General features: G+C 66.1%; 16 protein-coding genes. 7 read left to right on the top strand and 9 right to left on the bottom strand.

Annotation, left to right across the window (positions count from 1 at the left end):
• The first annotated feature begins 4 nt into the window (after window positions 1–4).
• Entirely contained in the window at window positions 5–859 is an 855-nt protein-coding gene (nadC, locus tag AB4099_RS16890) for a carboxylating nicotinate-nucleotide diphosphorylase (RefSeq protein ID WP_113515495.1), read from the top strand.
• A gap of 84 nt (window positions 860–943) precedes the next feature.
• Here nadC and AB4099_RS16885 read toward each other — a convergent pair whose 3' ends face one another.
• The 4 genes from AB4099_RS16885 to AB4099_RS16870 form a co-directional block, all read right to left on the bottom strand.
• The gene (locus tag AB4099_RS16885) at window positions 944–1,540 is read right to left on the bottom strand and encodes a hypothetical protein (protein WP_441478888.1); all 597 of its coding nucleotides are present in this window, start codon (window positions 1,538–1,540) and stop codon (window positions 944–946) included.
• A 103-nt stretch (window positions 1,541–1,643) separates the two neighbouring features.
• On the bottom strand, window positions 1,644–2,258 hold the full coding sequence (locus tag AB4099_RS16880; RefSeq protein WP_441478887.1) for a class I SAM-dependent methyltransferase: 615 nt from the start codon (window positions 2,256–2,258) through the stop codon (window positions 1,644–1,646).
• 49 nt (window positions 2,259–2,307) lie between these two features.
• Window positions 2,308–2,553: a GDCCVxC domain-containing (seleno)protein gene (locus AB4099_RS16875; protein WP_441478886.1), complete on the bottom strand. Its 246-nt coding sequence runs from the start codon at window positions 2,551–2,553 to the stop codon at window positions 2,308–2,310.
• A gap of 259 nt (window positions 2,554–2,812) precedes the next feature.
• Window positions 2,813–4,105: a cell wall hydrolase gene (locus AB4099_RS16870; RefSeq protein ID WP_441478885.1), complete on the bottom strand. Its 1,293-nt coding sequence runs from the start codon at window positions 4,103–4,105 to the stop codon at window positions 2,813–2,815.
• A 267-nt stretch (window positions 4,106–4,372) separates the two neighbouring features.
• Between AB4099_RS16870 and AB4099_RS16865 the strand changes: the two genes are divergently transcribed.
• Both AB4099_RS16865 and acuI read left to right on the top strand, forming a co-directional pair.
• Window positions 4,373–5,611 carry an MFS transporter gene (locus AB4099_RS16865; RefSeq protein ID WP_113515499.1) on the top strand — a complete coding sequence of 413 codons (1,239 nt, stop codon included), beginning with the start codon at window positions 4,373–4,375 and terminating at the stop codon, window positions 5,609–5,611.
• A 95-nt stretch (window positions 5,612–5,706) separates the two neighbouring features.
• Window positions 5,707–6,693 (top strand): acrylyl-CoA reductase (NADPH), encoded by a 987-nt coding sequence (acuI, locus tag AB4099_RS16860; RefSeq protein ID WP_441478884.1) that lies wholly within the window; start codon window positions 5,707–5,709, stop codon window positions 6,691–6,693.
• 103 nt (window positions 6,694–6,796) lie between these two features.
• On the opposite strand, the gene AB4099_RS16855 is transcribed toward acuI, so the two are convergent.
• Entirely contained in the window at window positions 6,797–7,702 is a 906-nt protein-coding gene (locus AB4099_RS16855; protein WP_441478883.1) for a LysR family transcriptional regulator, read from the bottom strand.
• Window positions 7,703–7,772: 70 nt separating this feature from the next.
• Window positions 7,773–8,771: an L-threonylcarbamoyladenylate synthase gene (locus AB4099_RS16850; RefSeq protein WP_441478882.1), complete on the bottom strand. Its 999-nt coding sequence runs from the start codon at window positions 8,769–8,771 to the stop codon at window positions 7,773–7,775.
• A gap of 162 nt (window positions 8,772–8,933) precedes the next feature.
• Between AB4099_RS16850 and AB4099_RS16845 the strand changes: the two genes are divergently transcribed.
• Window positions 8,934–10,709 carry an acyl-CoA dehydrogenase gene (locus AB4099_RS16845; protein WP_441478881.1) on the top strand — a complete coding sequence of 592 codons (1,776 nt, stop codon included), beginning with the start codon at window positions 8,934–8,936 and terminating at the stop codon, window positions 10,707–10,709.
• Window positions 10,710–10,726: 17 nt separating this feature from the next.
• Here the strand turns inward: AB4099_RS16845 and AB4099_RS16840 are convergent, their stop codons facing one another.
• Window positions 10,727–11,515 carry a class I SAM-dependent methyltransferase gene (locus tag AB4099_RS16840; RefSeq protein WP_441478880.1) on the bottom strand — a complete coding sequence of 263 codons (789 nt, stop codon included), beginning with the start codon at window positions 11,513–11,515 and terminating at the stop codon, window positions 10,727–10,729.
• Window positions 11,516–11,589: 74 nt separating this feature from the next.
• Here AB4099_RS16840 and AB4099_RS16835 point away from each other — a divergent pair, with 74 nt between their 5' ends.
• The 3 genes from AB4099_RS16835 to AB4099_RS16825 all read left to right on the top strand — a co-directional run bounded on the left by AB4099_RS16835 (window position 11,590) and on the right by AB4099_RS16825 (window position 14,419).
• On the top strand, window positions 11,590–12,453 hold the full coding sequence (locus AB4099_RS16835; protein WP_441478879.1) for an SDR family NAD(P)-dependent oxidoreductase: 864 nt from the start codon (window positions 11,590–11,592) through the stop codon (window positions 12,451–12,453).
• A 14-nt stretch (window positions 12,454–12,467) separates the two neighbouring features.
• Complete coding sequence (locus AB4099_RS16830) at window positions 12,468–13,328, top strand: SDR family oxidoreductase (protein ID WP_441478878.1); 861 nt, start codon at window positions 12,468–12,470, stop codon at window positions 13,326–13,328.
• Between the two features lie 101 nt (window positions 13,329–13,429).
• Entirely contained in the window at window positions 13,430–14,419 is a 990-nt protein-coding gene (locus AB4099_RS16825) for a magnesium transporter CorA family protein (RefSeq protein ID WP_441478877.1), read from the top strand.
• Between the two features lie 93 nt (window positions 14,420–14,512).
• Here the strand turns inward: AB4099_RS16825 and AB4099_RS16820 are convergent, their stop codons facing one another.
• Window positions 14,513–15,079: a hypothetical protein gene (locus AB4099_RS16820; protein WP_441478876.1), complete on the bottom strand. Its 567-nt coding sequence runs from the start codon at window positions 15,077–15,079 to the stop codon at window positions 14,513–14,515.
• A 4-nt stretch (window positions 15,080–15,083) separates the two neighbouring features.
• Window positions 15,084–16,130 carry a cysteine synthase A gene (locus AB4099_RS16815; protein WP_441478875.1) on the bottom strand — a complete coding sequence of 349 codons (1,047 nt, stop codon included), beginning with the start codon at window positions 16,128–16,130 and terminating at the stop codon, window positions 15,084–15,086.
• Window positions 16,131–16,153 lie beyond the last annotated feature (23 nt).

Below are 16,153 nucleotides of genomic sequence, written 5' to 3'. Positions count from 1 at the left end.
CGACGTGAGCCAAGCCGTCCTCAATCCCCTGCTCATCACCGAAGCGGTGCGTGCCGCTCTGATCGAGGATCTCGGCCGGGCCGGTGACATCACCACCCTTGCGACGATTCCTGCCGGCAAGCGGGCCAGCGCGGTGATCGCCGCGCGCAAGAGCGGCATCGTTGCCGGTCTGCCCTTCGCCCGCGAGACCTTCCGGCAATACGACCCATCGGTTCGCTTCGAGGCCGCTATGTCGGATGGCGACAGGCTCGAACCTGGCGCCATTGTGGCGCGCATCGAGGGGGAGGCCCGCTCCGTCCTCTCGGCGGAGCGTGTCGCCTTGAATTTCATGGGCCGGCTCTCCGGCATCGCCACGCTGGCGGCGGCCTATGTGGCCAAGGCCGCGGGCACGAAGGCGATGATCGTCGACACCCGCAAGACCACGCCGGGCCTGCGCGCGTTCGAGAAATACGCCGTTCGCTGCGGCGGCGCCGGCAACCATCGCTATGGGCTCGATGACGCCATCCTGATCAAGGACAATCATGTCGCCGTCGCCGGCGGCATTCGCCCCGCATTACAGGCGGCCAAGCGCCAGGCCGGCAACTTCGTCAAGATCGAGATCGAGGTCGACACCCTTGCCCAGCTCGAGGAGGTCCTCGCCGAGGGCGCCGACATCGTCATGCTCGACAACATGTCCGTTGCCGATCTGACCAGGGGCGTTGCCATGGTCGGCGGCCGCATGAAGGTCGAGGCCTCCGGCGGCATCACGCTCGACACCGTCGCGGCGATCGCGGCGACCGGCGTCGACATGATCTCGGTGGGCGCCCTGACCCATTCCGCCAGCGTGCTCGACCTCGGGCTCGATATCGAGATCGCATGAAAAAAAGCCCCGGCCGAAGCCGGGGCGTAAGGTCGTTTCCGTGGTAAAAAAGGGTCTGCGTCTAAACTCTCGGTAGGCGTGAACTCAATAACGGCCGCGCGCCCAGTATTGCGAGCCAGGACTCACCAGCACCTGGCGCTGGCGGGTTTCGTAGAGAGCGGGGATCGTCTCGTGCACGACCTGCGTCTGGCGCACCATCACCTTGCGCTGACGCTGGCCATAGACCGCGGGCAGCGTCTCGTAATCGGTACTCGCCGGGCTGATCTCGACCGTGCGCTGCTGGATGCCGTAGCGCGCGGGAACATCGACCCAGCAGCCGGTGACGTTGCCATAGAGATCGCGGCTCACCTCCCAGCGACGCCCCGCCGGTGAAATCAGGACCTGTTCGGCCACCGTGCTGTACTGGGCCGGGCGATAGCGCGGGATGACCCGCTGCGGATGCACCATCACCTGCTCGGTGACGTATTCATATTCGGCCGGGATGATGCGCGATTGAGTCTGCGCCGGGCGCGCGACAAAGGTCTCGTTGATCGTGCCATAGACCGGGGGCGACTGCTGCAGCGTGTAGCAGGCGGAGCCATAGCAGCCACCGCCAGCCTGGGCGCCCTGGGCGCCGAGCAGCAGCGCGGCCGCAGCCACCGAAGCGGCCAATGCGGAAGCGGAAAATACCTTGCCTCGCATGTCTGACTCCGAACTCCCCGGCGGCGTCCTGGCGCCGCCGTGTTGGAGGCAGAAAGCCAGCCGGCAGTGATGAACGCAAGGTAAACGCGAAAACAAGGTAAAATTAACCATGATCCGCGGCGCCCGGCAAGGCCTCGAATACTGCGCCGTAATGAAAAGGCGGCAGGTCGACGAGCCCTACGCAGCGGAAGCCTGCCGGCTCGACGACAGCGCGAACCTCCTCGGGGGACATCCTGGTCTCGGACCTGGGCCCGCGAGGCAGGCCGAGCACGGTTGTCTCCTCCCGCGGATGACGATGCCAGTTCACGATTCCGAGCAGGCCATGCGGCCGCAGCACCGCGCGCATGGCGCGAGCGAGCTCAGATTGGTCCGGCACGCCGTGAAAGGTGTTCGCCATCAAGACGTAGTCGACGCGCTCACGCAGAAGCGTGGCGATCTCACGGGCGTCGGCGCAATGCCATTGCAGGACTGATGTGGCATTGCGGGCGATTTCAGTCTTGGCCAGTTCGATCATCGCCGGATCGAGATCGAGAGCATGGACGCGTCCGTCGACGAGCCTGGCGAGCGGCGCGGTGAAGTATCCGTCGCCGCAGCATAGATCGAGCACGGTCATCTCGGGCTCGATGCCGATCTGCCGCAGGATATCGCCGGGCGACGGCCACAGCACCGCCCACCAGTCGCGGTCAGGCATCGACGGGGCAGGAAAAGTCTCGCGCATGGCGCACCGGAGATTGGGGTCGGCCTTCGGCTGCGCGCCTGAGCTTATGTCAGGTTCTGTTCGTGCCCGCAGAGGCGCAGCAGGACGCGCCGTCGGATTTTCCGCCCGCTGCTGCCTGAATGGGCGGGCAGGGAACCGAGCCATAGGAACAGAACACGCAGCAATCGCCCTGTTTCGGCCTGAGCAACGCGCCGCATCCCTTGCATTCGTAGAAGAACTGGCAGGCGTCGGTCGGCATCGTCTCGGCCGCAACATGTCGGCAATGCGGGCAGGTAATGAGGGACTGAAGCTGCATTCAATTCACGCGCGATTCTGAGACACGGGCATCATAGAACAACTCCAGGCGAAGGGCCGGATCAAGCTGGCAGGACGACATTCATGGGCGTCCTGCATGTGGGGGCTTTCTCAGCCGGACACAACGCGGCCGCGCTCCTGGAAGTCAGGACCCTGCCGGGTTACTTGAGTCGAGCCGCCCGTGCATGTCCGCTCTTGCGAGAGGATCCAGTATTCAATCTGTCTTAGGTTTGGATCTACTGTTAAGAATTCAGGATAGCCTAGGTCTGCCCCGGCCTCAGCTGATAGAAGACGTGCCGGCCGATCACGTCCATTTTCTTCAGCTTCTTGGCCCAGTAGGGCCGGACATAGTCGGCGTGGTAATGGGTGGAGGCGCCGACATCCGCGAGATAGGTCGTGCCCTCATAGACCTCGCGCGCGATGCGCACGGAGGCGCGCCACGGTTCGGGTTCGGTGATGCGCAGCGACTTGCCCTCGCAGGCGAATGTGAACTGGCAGGCGAGGTAGCGGTTGCGGTTCTGGTAGACCACGCCGCAGACCGTATCTGGATAAAGCCCGCTCTTCACCCGGTTGAGCACGACCTGCGCGACCGCAGCCCGGCCTTCCTCGGATTCCGAACGAGCCTCGAAATAGACGGCCTCCGCGAGGCAGCGCTGCTCGCGCGCCATGTTTTCCGGCAGGATCAGCCCAGTATAGATCTGCTTGGGGCCCGGATCGCTCTTGCGCGCGACGCTGGTTGCGGGGGCGGACGCCTTGCCGATGGCGGCGGGCCGTGCGGCGGCAACAGCCGGGGGCGTCGTCCGCGCGATCGTGGCGACGCTGTAGTTCACGGCTGGGGTCGACGAGAACTGTGCCGAAAACTGCGGAACCGCGGGGGTCGAGCCGTCGATGCTCTCCAGCTGCAGTTCGGCCTCGCGCGGCGAGGTGATGATCGGCTTCGGCGAACTCGGCGAGGAATCCGAAAGGGCCGGGTCGGTCAGCCCCTCGTCATTGGCATAGGGCTCGAAGCCCATTTGCGGACCGTCTGCGCTCTCGCCTTCGCGCACGGCGTCGAGCGCAAAGCCGCCCGAGATCAGGCCCGGCTGGTTGTCTCCGAAGACGACGCGTTCGAGTTCGCGCGGCCGCGGGGTGAGGGTCAGGCCTGGGCGCAGGCCAGGCAGCAGGTCGCCCTTGGCGCTGCGGTCGACCTCGGGGAAGGCGCTTGCCGTGCGCTTCATGTCCTCGCGCGGCTGGCGCGGATCGATGGCGATACGCCGTTCGGGGTCGTCGAAGGAGAGATGAGCCTGCTGGATCGAGGACGACAGCGTGAGGCCGGGCAGGCGGAAGGCACTGGCCGCAACCAGCATCGAAGGGCCTTCCTCGAGCACGGAATCGGGCGAGGGCGCCGCGCGCCGGACGAGGGAATAGGGAAGCGTATCGCCGTCGTGATTTTGCCCGGCGGATGCGGTGAAGGAAACCAGCAGCCCGACGGACAGCGCCCAGGGCGCAACCGTCGCCAGGGCCCATTTCAGACCCAGCGCTCTGATTCGCCTCGTGCGACGCCGTAACCGCAACTGACTCAACGCTCTGCCCGCCTTGACAACACCGGGGGTCGGCCACGCAGCCAAGGGCGCGCTTTTCGACGATCCCGTTATCCATCCGGTAGGGTTGAGAGCCGGTTAATGCGGTGCTCGGGCACGCGCTCTTCGGCGACCCGCGTTCCATGTGCGGCCGTGATGTGGAATTTCACGAAAAGACGTTGTTGCGGCGCGGGACGAAACGATAACGTGCAACCACACGTTCAAGCTTGCCGTCTTTCTGTCCTATCGTCGGAGCTCCCAATGAGTGCGGCCACTCGGCGCAGCTATGCGCCCGAAATCGTCGTCGCTGCCGGCTGTCTGATCGCGCTGATCACCTTCGGCCCCCGCGCCAGCGCCGGTCTGTTCCAGATCCCGATGACGCTGGAATTCGGCTGGGGGCGCGACACGTTCAGTATCGCCATTGCCCTGCAGAACCTGCTCTGGGGCCTCGGCGCTCCCTTTGCCGGCGCCGTGGCCGACCGGTTCGGCACGGTGCGCGTGCTGTGCTTCGGTGCACTGCTCTATGCCGCCGGCCTGGTCGTCATGGCCTATGCCACGACGCCGATGACGATGCATCTCGGCGCCGGCGTGCTGATCGGCTTCGGCCTTTCGGCCTGCTCGTTCAATCTCGTGCTGGCCGCTTTCGGCAAGCTGCTGCCGGAGCAATGGCGCCCGATGGCGTTCGGTGCCGGCACCGCGGCCGGCTCCTTTGGCCAGTTCCTGTTCCCGCCGATCGGCAACATCATGATCGAGCAGATCGGCTGGCATCAGGCGCTTGTCGTCTTCGCCGGCTCGGTGCTGCTGGTGATGCCGCTCGCCATCATGCTGGGAACGCGCAAGACTGGAGACGCCAGGCAGCAGGTTGCTTCGGCCGTCAACCTGCCGAACCAGAGCGTCACGCAGGCGCTGACGGAGGCCTTCAAGCACCGCAGCTATGTTCTGCTCGTGCTCGGCTTCTTCACCTGCGGCTTCCAGCTTGCCTTCATCACCGCGCATATGCCGGCCTATCTCAAGGATGCCGGGATGCCGGCCTGGGTCGGCGGCTGGACGCTTGCCGTGATCGGCCTCGCCAATGCCGCGGGCTCCTTGGGCTCCGGCTGGCTGACCTCCCGCATGCCCAAGCGCCATTTGCTGGCCTGGATCTATCTGGGGCGTGCGGTTGCCATCGCCGCCTTCATCCTGCTGCCCGCCAGCCCGGCCACCGCGCTGGCCTTCGGCGTCGTGATCGGCCTGTTCTGGCTTTCGACCGTGCCGCCGACCTCCTCGCTGGTCATGCTGATGTTCGGCACGAAATACATGGCGATGCTCTACGGCTTCGCCTTCTTCTCGCATCAGGTCGGCGGCTTCCTCGGCGTGCTGCTCGGCGGCATCCTCTATGAGCGGACCGGCTCCTACGAGATCGTCTGGTGGCTTTCGGTCGCTCTGGGTGTCGCCTCCGCGCTGATCAACCTGCCGATCGTCGAGAAGCCGGTGACGCGCGCGGTGCCGCAGCCCGCCTGATCGGGTCGAGGCAAAGGCGCACATGCTTGCGCCTTGCGGATTGGCCGGGCTCGTTCCACTCCTGTCGTGACCAGTTGGCACGACAGGAGTGATGCATGTCCAGCTTCAAGGCGCTCGTCGCGACGAAGGGCGAAATCGGCCCGAACCTCGCCTTCACGGATTTCGCCGAAGCCGATCTGATGGAGGGCGACGTCACCGTCCGCGTCACGCATTCGACGGTGAACTACAAGGACGGGCTCGCAATCACCGGCAAGGCGCCGGTGATCCGGCGCTGGCCGATGATTCCCGGGATCGATTTCTCCGGCCGGGTCGAGACCTCCAGCCATCCCGATTTCAAGCCGGGCGATCTCGTCATCCTCGATGGCTGGGGCACGGGCGAGACCCATCTTGGCGCCTATGCCCAGAAGAGCCGGGTCAAGGGCGACTGGCTGGTGCCGCTGCCCGCCGGCATGACCCCGGCCGACGCGATGGCGATCGGTACGGCGGGCTATACCGCGATGCTTTGCGTGCTGGCGCTAGAGAAGCATGGGCTGAAACCGGCTGATGGCCCGGTCGTGGTCACCGGCGCCGCCGGAGGCGTTGGCTCGGTCGCGATCGCACTTTTGGCGAAGGCTGGCTGGCATGTCATCGCCTCGACCGGCCGCGCCGAGGAAGCCGACTACCTGAAGGACCTCGGCGCAGCCGAGATCATCGACCGCAATGAGCTCTCCAACCCCGGCAAGCCGCTGGCCAAGGAGCGCTGGATTGCAGGCGTCGATGCGGTCGGCTCGCATACGCTCGCCAATCTGCTGGCGATGACCCGGTATGGCGGCGCCGTCGCCGCCTGCGGCCTGGCCCAGGGCATGGACCTGCCGGCTTCGGTTGCGCCCTTCATCCTGCGCGGCGTCTCGCTGCTCGGAGTCGATTCGGTGATGTGCCCGAAGCCGCGCCGACTCGAGGCCTGGGCGCGGCTGGCGTCCGATCTCGACCGCGACAAGCTTGCCGCCATGACCTCGACCATCCCGCTGGAAAGCGTGATCGAGACCGGCAAGGCGATCGTCGAGGGCAAGGTACGGGGGCGCGTGGTGGTCGAGGTGGGCTAGAGCCTGCGACCGAAAAAAGGGGAAATCGCTTTTCGGAGAAATCCGATGCTGCTTGAAGAGATCGATCGCCGGGTGTCCGGCAGAACGTCCTGCGATCCAAGTCTCACCCCGTCCCTTCGATCAGGCCGCGGTGCTTCGCGAGTTCGTTCCCGCAAAAATCCATGAAGGCGCGCACCCGCGGAGCGTTCCGGATATCGGGATGGGTCAGGATCCACAGGCCCGTCGAGAAGTCCGGATTGGGCGCCGTCAGGCGCGTCAGGCTGGGGCGCTGATCGGCGATGAAACAGGGCAGGGGGCCGATGCCGATCCCCTGCTCGACGGCTTCGGTGAGGCCGAGCACGGCCGAGCATTTGAGCGCGATCCGCTCGGGGGCGACATGGTCGCGGACATGGCGTGCCGCCTTCACATAGCCGAGCTGGTCGCCGAGCGTGACCCAGTCCCGTTCGAAGAGAGCTGCAGGGTTGGCGGTTTCCTCCGAGGTGAGCCCGTCCTCGCTGCGGCCATAGATCGCCCAGTTCAGCGTCGCGAGCCGGCGCCCGACCAGGGTTTCGCCAGGCGAATCACTGGCCCGGATCGCGACATCGGCGTCGCGCTTCGAGAGATTGAGCGTCTGGTAGCCGATGGCGACATCCAGCCGGATCGCGGGATGTGCCTTGCGAAACGCCGCGAAGATCGGCAGCAGCATGTTGAGGAAGAGCGTATCGGTCGTGGTCACGCGGACCTCGCCGGACGGGGCGACATCACGCCCGGCCAGGCGGCGGTCGAAGGCGGTGACGTCCTCCTCCATGCGGCTCGCCAGGACGGCCATCTCCTCGCCGGCGCAGGTCGCGACATAGCCCGTCTTGTGGCGTTCGAAGAGCGGCAGGCCGAGCTGTTCCTCGATCTGCCCGAGCCGACGGAACACGGTGGAATGATTGACCCCGAGAGCAGTCGCCGCACCCGTCAGCCCGCCGTGATCGGCGATCGCCTTGACCAGCCTGAAATCATCCCAGGCGAGATTGGACTTCATCGACGCAGGCTCCGGTTGCGGCGGCAGCATCGCGATATCTTGCGCAATTGCAAGGCGCTGTTTGCGGGCTTCAGCGCGGTGCGGCTGCGCGCCTCAGCCGGTCGTTGATGGCTTCGCCGAGGCCGTGCGCGGGCACCGATGCGATCGCGATCGCTCTTGGCCCCCGCGCATCGAGCTGGCGCATGTAGCCGAAGAGATTGGCTGCAGCTTCCGCAAGATCGCCGCCCGGGCTCAGATTGAGCGAAATCTCGGGCGCGACGAACCCCGCCGGGTCCGGTCCGAAGCCGAGCCAGGCCTCACCTGCGCGCGGCGCCTCCGCCTCCAGCCGTACCGCGGCAGCGGGAGCGTAATGCGAGGCGAGCAGCCCCGGCGAAATCGGTGCGGCACCGGCCTCGCCAGCGAGCACCAGCGGGCGGCCGATCACCCCCTCGATCGCGGCGCTGGAGACACCGCCGGGCCGAAGCAGTCTGGGTGCCCCATCGAGGCAGGCGATGATCGTCGACTCGACACCGACCTCGGCTGGCCCGGCGTCGACCACGGCATCGATCCGGCCATTGAGATCGGCCAGCACATGCTCCGCACTGGTGGCGCTGACCCGGCCTGAGCGATTGGCGGAGGGCGCGGCGATCGGGCGTCCTGCCGCTTCGAGAATGGCATGGGCAAGCGGATGCGACGGCACGCGCAACGCGACGGAGGCAAGCCCGGCGCGTGCCAGTTCGCTGACCTGGCAAGAGGGCGAGGCCGGAACCACCAGCGTCAAGGGCCCGGGCCAGAAGGCCTTTGCCAGTGCCAGCGCATTGGCATCGAACAGGCCTTCGCGCCGTGCTGCCTCGACGCTCGGCAGATGCGAGATCAGCGGATTGAAGCTCGGCCGCTCCTTTGCAGCATAGATGCCGGCGACCGCCTGGCCGGATGTCGCATCGGCCGCCAAGCCATAGACGGTCTCCGTCGGCAGCGCGACGAGGCCGCCGGCGCGCAGCAGGCGCGCGGCCTCGGCTATGCCTTCGGCATCGGCATGCAGAATGCGGGTCGGACGTATCCCGGAGCCCGTTGACCTGGAATGGTTCATATATAAACTGTGTTGCGCGGCCGTGCGTATGGCGGAAAGTCGTGAGGCTGGCGCGTGGCGAAGGGGATAGTTCGTCGCTAACATCGCCGTCAACGCATAACGACGGCAGCGGACCTTGCGCCGGCACATTGCCAGGCAGGCAAGGCATTCAGGGAGAAGGCCATGAGCTATCGCGCCCCGGTCGAGGACATCGTCGCCACCATGCGTCATGTGGCAGGGCTGGACCGGCTTGTTGCCGATGGCCTGGCTCCCGAGCTCGACGGCGGCATGACCGAGGCGATCCTCGGGGAAGCTGCAAAATTCGCGGGCGATGTGATCGCGCCGCTCAACATGGTCGGCGACAAGGTCGGTTCGACGCTGAGGGATGGAGCGGTAACCACGCCGCCCGGCTGGAAGGAGGCCTACAAGGCCTGGGCCGAGGCTGGCTGGAACGCGCTGCCGGCCCCGGAAGCCTATGGCGGGCAGGGCCTGCCGGCGCTGGTGCAGTCGGCCTGCACCGAGATGTGGAATTCCGCCGCCTTCGCCTTCGCGCTTGGCCCGCTGCTCACCGTCGGCGCGATCGAGGCGCTGCATGCCCATGGTTCGGCGGAGCTGAAGGAGACCTATCTCGCCAAGCTCGTCTCCGGCGAATGGATGGGCACGATGAACCTCACCGAACCGCAGGCCGGCTCCGACCTCAACGCGCTGCGCTCGAAGGCCGAGCGCGCCGGGGACGGCACCTATCGCATCACCGGCCAGAAGATCTTCATCACCTATGGCGAGCACGACATGACCGAGAATATCGTGCATCTCGTCCTTGCCCGGCTGCCCGATGCGCCTCCCGGCACACGCGGCATCTCGCTTTTCCTCGTGCCGAAATACCTCGTCAACGCAGATGGAACGCTCGGCGCCCATAACGACCTGCGTTGCTCCGGCATCGAGCACAAGCTCGGCATCCATGCCTCTCCGACCTGTTCGATGGCCTATGGCGACAATGGCGGCGCGATCGGCTGGCTGATCGGCGAGGAGAATCGCGGCCTCGCCTGCATGTTCACGATGATGAACAACGCCCGGTTGAATGTGGCGCTCCAGGGCGTTGCCATCGCCGAGCGGGCGTATCAGCAGGCGCTCGCCTTCGCGCATGAACGCAAGCAGGGCGCGGCACTCGATGCGCCGAAGGGCGCGCCGATGAGCCCGATCATCGTGCATCCCGACATTCGCCGCATGCTGATGGAGATGCGGGCCAAGACGCAGGCGGCGCGTGCGATTTCCTACATGGTCGCGGAAGCGCTGGATCGTTCACATCGCGAGACCGATATCGGCAAGCGCAAGCAGGCCGCCGAGCGAACCGCGATCCTGACGCCGGTGGCGAAGGCCTATGCGACCGATATCGGCGTCGAAGTCGCCTCGACGGGCATCCAGATCCATGGCGGCATGGGCTATGTCGAGGAGACAGGAGCGGCGCAGCATCTGCGCGATGCCCGCATCGCCACGATCTACGAGGGGACCAACGGCATCCAGGCTATCGACCTCGTGCAGCGCAAGCTGCCTCTGTCCGGCGGCGATGCCGTCAGGGCGCTGATCGCCGAGATGCGCGGCGTGGTGGGCGAGGTGGCGACGGCCAACACGCCCGGCTTCGGCCGCACCGCCGATCGGCTGAAGAGCGCAGTCGATGCGCTGGAGCGTGCAACCGAATGGATGCTCGCGACCATGGGGGCGAAACCCGCCGAGGTGCTCGCCGGGGCGACGCCCTATCTCAAGCTCTTCGCCCTGGCGCAGGGTGGAACCGGGCTGGCGAAGAAGGCGCTCGCCATGCGCACCGAGGAGAGCGGCGCCGCAGCCGTGGCGACGGCCCGCTTCTTTGCCGAGCACGGCGCCGTCGAGGCCCCGGGGCTGGAACTCGCCGTGACGGAAGGCGCTGGCGCCGTGACCGAGGCCGACATGGTCTTCGCCGCGTGAACGGGGCGCCGTGCGCCTCAGCCGGCCTTGCGCACGCGCATGTGCAGGAACAGCGGCGCGACGCGGGTATCCGCGAGATAGGGCTCGCGCGCCGCGGTTTCCGCGTCGACAGTCGGCTCGTGCATATGCTCGATGGCAACGCCCGCGGCGATGAGGAGATTGACCCATTCGCTCAACGTACGGTGGAAGCGCGGCACCTTGAATGGCTCGACCTTGGCCTTCTCATGCTCGGGCGCAGCTCCGAAGCGCCAGGTCTCGATCTCGCCATTGGTGGCACGGAAATACTCGCGCACCTCAATCCCGAGCACGGTCCTGTTCTCGTCGCGCAGCACCCGGCGGAACGGCGTAGCGAAGCAGGGGTGCAGGATCGAGAATTGCAGGAAGCCGCCGGGCCGCAGGACACGTTCCGCTTCAGCCAGGACGAGATCCTGCCGCGGCATGTCCATCAGGGACATGAAGGCGGTCGCGAAATCGAAGCTGCCATCGGCGAAGGGCAGATCCATGCCGTCGGCAAGCTGGTAGGAGATGCCGAGCGGAGCGGCCTCTTCCGCTTCCCGCGCATGCCGAATGAAGGTCGGCGCGATATCGATGCCGGTCATCCGGGCGCCGGCCTGGGCAATGCGGCGCGTATTGGCGCCTTCGCCGCAGCCGATATCGAGCCCCTCGAGCCCGGCGACGGAGGGAAGGTTGGCCATGAAGGCCGGTGTATTCTGGGCATCACGGTACAGGTCGTACCCGGCGCGCGCATGGCGCGTCCAGGTTTCGGCATTGGCCTCCCAGCAGGCGGCGACGTCTGCGCTGTCCATTCCGGCTCTCCCGATTCGGGGGACGGTTCCTCTAGAGGAATGCCGGCATCTGCGCCACCGGAATTGTCGCTCCGGTGGTGATTGACGCCGACCTTGCGGCAGCGCCGCTCGCCAACCGCATCTGCCTCGTTGCAGGCGCTTCTCGCGGTCTGGGGCGTGGCATCGCCCGCGCGCTCGGCGAAGCCGGCGCAACCGTCATCGTCAGCGGCCGCTCCAGCGAGGCCGGCCCCCGCACTGACCAGCGGCCGGAGACGTTCGAAGACACCGCGCGCGAAGTCGAAGCCGCGGGTGGCAAAGGGCATCCCTATCGGTGCGACCATACGCAGGAGCGCGAGGTCGATCAGCTCGTCTCCTGGGCCCTGCGTCGCTTCGGCCGGCTCGATTGCGTCGTCGATGCCGTCTGGGGTGGCAATGAGGGCTATGACGGCGACAGATATCCCGACGGATCGGCCTTCGGCACGCCGTTCTGGCGCCGCCCGGCGGCGCGACTGGGACAGGGCTTCGAGAGCGGCGTTTATGCGCAGCTCCTGCTGGCGAAGGCCGTCGCGCCGGCCATGGTCCAGATGCGCAAGGGGCTGATCGTCACCGTGGGGTTCGATACTGGCGCAGGCTATCTCGGAGATGTCGTCTACGATCTCGCCAAGGCGGCGATGAACCGGCTGACCTTCGCCATGGCGCAGGAGCTTAGGCCCTACGGTGTGACCGCGCTCGGCCTCTCGCCCGGCCATGTCCTGACCGAGCGCGTGCAGGATGCCGGCATGGCGGCCGAGACGACGGAGACGCCGCTCTATGCCGGCCGGGCCGTTGTCGCGCTTGCTCTCGATCCCGATGTCAGCCGCCACGGCGGGAGCGTGCTGCGCGTTGCCGATCTCGCACGAGCCTATGGCTTCACCGATCAGGACGGCACTCAGCCGGCCCGTTTCACCATTCCAGATTGAGAGGGAGAGAGACCATGTCGCTCAAGAACAAGACGCTCTTCATCACCGGGGGCTCGCGCGGCATCGGGCTCGCGATCGCGCTCAAGGCGGCACGCGACGGCGCCAATGTCACCATTGCCGCGAAGACGGCCGAGCCGCACCCGAAGCTGCCGGGCACGATCCATACCGCTGCCGCCGAGATCGAGGCCGCTGGTGGCAAATGCCTGCCGCTGATGGTCGATGTGCGCGATGAGGCTGGCGTCGCGGACGCCATTGCCAAGACGGCGGCGACCTTCGGCGGCATCGACATCGTCGTGAACAATGCCAGCGCGATCAATCTGACCAACACGCAGATGACCGATATGAAGCGCTTCGATCTGATGCACCAGATCAATACGCGCGGCACCTTCATGGTCTCGAAATATGCGATTCCGCATCTGGAGAAGGCGGAGAACCCGCATATCCTGATGCTCTCGCCGCCGCTCGACATGAAGACGCACTGGTTCGCGCCACATCTCGCCTATTCCATCGCGAAATACGGCATGAGCCTGTGCGTACTGGGCCTGGCCGGCGAACTCGCTCCGAAGGGCATCGCGGTCAACGCGCTCTGGCCTCGCACGACGATCGCGACCGCGGCCGTCCAGAATCTGCTCGGCGGCGACAAGATGGTGCAGGCGAGCCGCACGCCCGAGATCCTGGCCGATGCCGCGCATATGATCTTCCTGAAATCGTCGCGGCAGTTCTCCGGCAATTTCCTGATCGACGACAGCTTCATGGCTGGCGAGGGCGTCACCGACTTCTCAGCTTACCGCGTCGACCCTTCGGTGCCGCTGATGCCGGACTTCTTCGTGCCGGCCGACAGCAAGCCGCCGGCCGGTGTGAAGGGCGGGGTGTGAAGCGCGCCGCAAGGCGCGTCATCGGTTTGACATCGTTGGCGGCTTGGAGTTCCTGCCCTGCAGCAAGGCGCCCTGCCGGCCGCTGACGAGTCGCTCCCCCTATGCTTCTGATCCACAGCATCTGCCCCGACCATGGCGACCGGTTGGCCCATCGCCCGCTCTCCCAGGATGAGCCGATCCCGGTCGGAGCCGTCTGGATCGATCTGCTCAATCCGACTTCCACGGACGACAAGCGGGTCGAGACCCATCTCGGCATCTCGATTCCGACGCGCGAGGAGATGCATGATCTCGAGCCGTCCGAGATCATCTATACCGAGAACGGCGCGCATTACATGACGGCGCGGGTGATCTGCCAGTCGGACAGCAATGTCCCCAAACTGGCGGACGTCACTTTCATCCTGACCGAGAAGGCCTTGGTGACCGTGCGTTATGACGAGCCCGGCGCCTTCGGCATCTTTCTCAACCGCGTCGCCAAACCGGGTGGCTGCGGCATGCAGCCTGAAGCCATCATGGAGGGGTTGATCGAGGCCATCGTCGACCGGGCTGCCGAGGTGCTGCGCGGTGTCGGTGACAAGATCGACGGTGCCTCGCGCCGGATCTTCGATGGCAAGGCGGCCGAGGTCGAGCAGGGCAGCGCCTATCAGGGCGTGATCCAGAAGATCGGCCAATACGAGCACATCATCTCGAATGTGCGCGAGAGCATGGTCGCGATCGAGCGCGTGCTGCTCTTCCTCTCGGCCAATTACAAGCGGCCTAAAAAGGCCGCGAGCGGCTTCGCACCGGAATGGCGCACCTCGATCCGCGACGTCCAGGCCATCGAGGAGCACGCGACCTTCCTCTCGAGCAAGCTGCAATTCATGCTCGATGCGACGCTGGGTCTGGTCAGCATCGAGCAGAACAAGATCATCAAGCTGTTCTCGGTCGTCGCCGTCGCCCTGATGCCGCCGACGCTGATCGCCTCGGTCTACGGCATGAACTTCAAGACGATGCCGGAATTGGACTGGCAGTTCGGATACCCGATCGCGGTCGGCATGATGATCGTCGCGGCCGTGGTGCCCTATGTCTTGTTTCGCTGGAAAAAGTGGCTTTGACGCCCGGATTGAAGGTTGCCTTGGCCGCCTGAGCCTTCCACTGGGCGAGCCCGTCGGGAGCAGCGTCAAGCCGATCGGTAGATCGCGGCGCCGTTAGCGGGGCGCGAGGCGCCGGAGCATCGCCGCTCCGCGCGGCGACAGCCGATAGCCGCTCGCCAAGCTTTCCGTCAGCCCGAGCGCCTTGAGTTTGCGCACATCCTGCTTGAACGGAAGGGCTTCCCTGCCGAGCAGTGCCGCGAGCGCTGGTGCGCGCCGCGCCGGATGAGCCTCGATCAGAGCGAGCGTCGCCAGCGTCCAGGCCCGGCGCGCGTCGAGGCGCATGAGGCGCGCCTCGATATCGTGCATCTCCGGCTCGCCAAGCTCGGTCTCCGCCTGCAGGGCGATGCGTGGATCTGGCCCGGCAAGTCGCAGGCAGATGCGGTAGAGCTGGCCTTCGCGGCTGGAAAGCTCTGCAAGCAGGCGCTCGCGCGTGTCATGTCCGGCGGCACGCGCTTCGTCCTCGCCGATCTCCTCGACTGGTTCGACGTCCTCGATCGCCAGCAGGCCGATGCTCGTCAGGAGCGTGCCGCCGGCCCGGACGCTGGGGCGGCGCCAGCGGCGGAACACAAGCGTGATACGCCCGGCTGCGATGCCGTCCAGTGTCCTGCGGTTCAGCAGCACGGTGTCACGCCAGCACGCGGGCCATCACGTCGTTAAGGCCCTCGCTGCCACGGGTCAGCCAACCAGGAACGGGCAGGCCCTTCGAGCGCAGGAATTCCGGATTGAACAGCTTTGACTGATAGCGCGTGCCGTAATCGGCGAGGATGGTCACGATGGTGTGGCCCGGACCCATCTCCTTCGCCAGCCTGATCGCGCCGGCGACATTGATGCCGGACGAGCCGCCGAGGCAAAGCCCTTCATGTTCCAGCAGTTCGAAGACGAGCGGGATCGCCTCCTCGTCAGGGATCTGGAAGGAGACATCGATCGGAGCGCCCTCGATATTCCGGGTGATCCGGCCCTGACCGATGCCCTCGGTGATCGAGGATCCTTCCGCCTTCAGTTCGCCGGTCGTGAACCAGGAATGCAGGGCCGCCCCCATCGGATCGGCAAGGCCGATGCGGATCTTCGGGTTGAAACCCTTCAGCGCGATCGCGGCGCCGGCAAGCGTGCCGCCGGTGCCGACCGCGCAGATGAAGCCGTCGACCTTGCCCTCGGTCTGTCGCCAGATCTCCGGCCCGGTCGTCTCGATATGACCCTGCCGATTGGCTGTATTGTCGAACTGGTTGGCCCAGATCGCGCCGTTCGGCTCGCTCTTCGCCAGTTCCTCGGCAAGGCGGCCCGAGACCTTCACGTAATTATTGGGATTGGCGTAGCCGACCGCAGGCACCTCGACCAGCGTCGCGCCGGCAAGTCGCAGCATGTCCTTCTTTTCCTGCGACTGCGTCTCCGGGATCACGATCACCGAGCGATAGCCCAGTGCATTGCCGACGAGGGCAAGCCCGATGCCGGTATTGCCGGCCGTGCCTTCGACGATCACGCCGCCAGGTTTCAGCAGGCCGCGCGCCTCGGCATCGCGTATGATTGCGAGGGCGGCGCGGTCCTTGACGGATTGCCCCGGGTTCATGAATTCGGCCTTCCCCAGGATCGTGCAGCCGGTCATCTCCGAGGCACGCTTGAGCTTGATCAGGGGCGTATTGCCGATGGCTTCGATGACACCGTTGCGGATCGTCATGATGGAAATCGCTCCTCGGGCCC

Source organism: Allobosea sp. 2KB_26 (assembly GCF_052115715.1).
Lineage (GTDB): Bacteria > Pseudomonadota > Alphaproteobacteria > Rhizobiales > Beijerinckiaceae > Allobosea.
The sequence above is the reverse complement of the archived record's forward strand: the minus strand, read 5'-3'. Positions and strand labels throughout refer to the sequence as shown.